This is a genomic window from Mesorhizobium sp. M1A.F.Ca.IN.020.06.1.1, assembly GCF_004023265.1.
Taxonomy (GTDB): Bacteria; Pseudomonadota; Alphaproteobacteria; order Rhizobiales; family Rhizobiaceae; genus Mesorhizobium.
Genome location: NZ_RZSR01001018.1, coordinates 1 through 2,074, shown reverse-complemented (window position 1 = coordinate 2,074; position 2,074 = coordinate 1). Strand labels below are relative to the sequence as shown.

The following is a 2,074-nucleotide window of genomic DNA, read 5'->3' as shown; positions in this document are numbered from 1 at the left end:
CTTCAGTGGTTTAGAGAAGGCGGCTCGGCAGCGACCTCTGCGTGAACCCAGACGCCTTGAAAAGCCCGATGCGTCCGGATTTTGGCGGTGATCTTCATCAAATGCGATGAGCTGCAATTTCTGGCGACGGCCACGCTAAGGGCGGGCCTCCAGCACCATGTTGAACGGTGTCTCCGCGGCGCGACGCAATCGCTTGAAGCCGCCACCGGTCACCACCTTGCGCAGCCTCGCCTCACCGGCCTGGGCTCCAAGCGCGAGCCCGACTTCCTGCGACACGGACGCGGGCGTGCACACGAACGTGGAAGCGGCATAGTAAACGCGTCCGACGGGATTGAGGTTCGCCGCCAGATGATCATGCGCGAACGGCTCGACGATCATCCACGTGCCATCCGGCTTGAGCGATCCGTGGACATGGGTGGCGGCGCCCGTCGGGTCGCCCATGTCGTGAAGGCAATCGAAGAATGTGACGAGGTCGTAGGTTCCGGGATAGCTCTTGGCGGCGGCGACGTCGAACCGCGTGTTGACGCCGACGCCGGCTACCTCGGCCGCCTTGCGGGCGCGCTCAATCGAAGGGGCATGATAGTCGAAGCCGACGAAGCGCGAAATTGGGGAAGGCCTGTGCCATGAGCACGGTCGATGCACCATGACCGCATCCAACATCCGCGACGTCCACGCCGCGTTCGAGCTTCTCGACGACGCCCTCCAAGGCCGGCAGCCAGGAGTCGATCAGATTGGCATTGTAGCCTGGACGGAAGAACCGTTCCGTACCGCGAAACAGACACGCGCTATGATCGTGCCACCCGACGCCATTGCCGGACGGAATGCCTGCCTCACCTTTTCTTCATCGAGCCACAGCGCGGACAGGAACTCGAATGCGCCTGCCATGAAGGCCGGGCTGTCTTCATCGGCGAACACCAGCTCTTGCTCGGCGTTGAGATAGAATTTGTCGCTCGCTTCGGTGGTCGGGAATGACAGCCACCTCCATGCCGTTGAAAAGCAGGAAATCCGTCACGTTGCCCTCGTCGGTAACCGGCGGAGCCGGAGTGGTCGTCACCAGGGCAAGCCCTGTCGCAGCAGGTATCCTAGGGCAGCCCGTCAGAACATCGATGACTCCGGTTGTGGTGCCGGGGCGGGCGATCAGGGGCCAAGTGATTGTTCCGAGGCGGCTGTATGTTGTGGTAAGGTGATCATGCGAATTCTTGTTGGTCGGTCACGTGTTTTGCGGATGACCCGCATGTACTGTGCCAAATGAGAAAACCATTCAAACGCAATCCAGTAGATCTGACTGTATCCGACATTGTCGGAATTTGGACATCGCCGAACGCGAAGCGCTCGGGGCTTGTGACGATACTTGAGCGTGCTGCTTCGGAGGAGGGATGCGCCTCGAACCGGCCGCGAGGCCTTTTTCTGGCAACGGATATTCCGGCCGGGTTAGGCCGCGAGGAAAGCGACGGTGAATAAGAGGTAGAGGACCAACCGTTTTGAGCGGGTAGTTGCCGTGTTGCGCCCCCACGCAAAGGCCAGCACCACGGAGCAGTATTTCTGGTGGCGACACTACAACGCCTTTAAGTGCCGGTTACCCGTTTTTACCCGATGCTGGATACGACTACAACGACTCCTTCCCGAGCCTGCGTGCGGCGCTTACCTGGAAGATGGAAGCCGGTCAGATCGCAACGGGGGAGGGCGGCCAGATCTGGGCAATCCCGCATGCATTTGAGAACATCCAGCTGTTCTACCGCCTGTTCCCGCCAACGGCGGAGATCACGCCGTGTCACCCCAAGCACTTAAACCCAGCGTGCCGATGGCAGCCGAAGGACCTGGCGCGCGCGCCTCGTCCGGTTCGGCTTCGCTGGAGGGGCGTTCCATCGACTGTTTCAGCCTTGCAATCATCCAGGCGCTGGCCAAAAGCCAGATGGAGCGCCGGCTCAGGAACCGGCGCAAAAACTCGAGCCTGCCGGCGCTGATCGAGCTGGTGCTGGCGCGGCCGCTGGTGTCGGCAGGTCTGGTCGCGGCCGAGCTGAAAATTAGCCAGCGTGCTGCGCTCGGGCTGGTGCCGAACTCGGCATCCGTGAGG

The 2,074-nt window shown here is 61.6% G+C and carries 1 protein-coding gene and 1 pseudogene; one reads left to right on the top strand and one right to left on the bottom strand.

The annotated features are described in order from the left end of the window. Nucleotides 1-135: 135 nt before the first annotated feature. Nucleotides 136-957, bottom strand: a pseudogene (locus EOA60_RS30375) (class I SAM-dependent methyltransferase); the annotation flags it as partial. Nucleotides 958-1,768: 811 nt separating this feature from the next. Here EOA60_RS30375 and EOA60_RS30365 point away from each other — a divergent pair. Next, nucleotides 1,769-2,074 (top strand): helix-turn-helix domain-containing protein (locus EOA60_RS30365; RefSeq protein ID WP_236473435.1); only part of this gene is annotated, 306 nt, incomplete at its 3' end.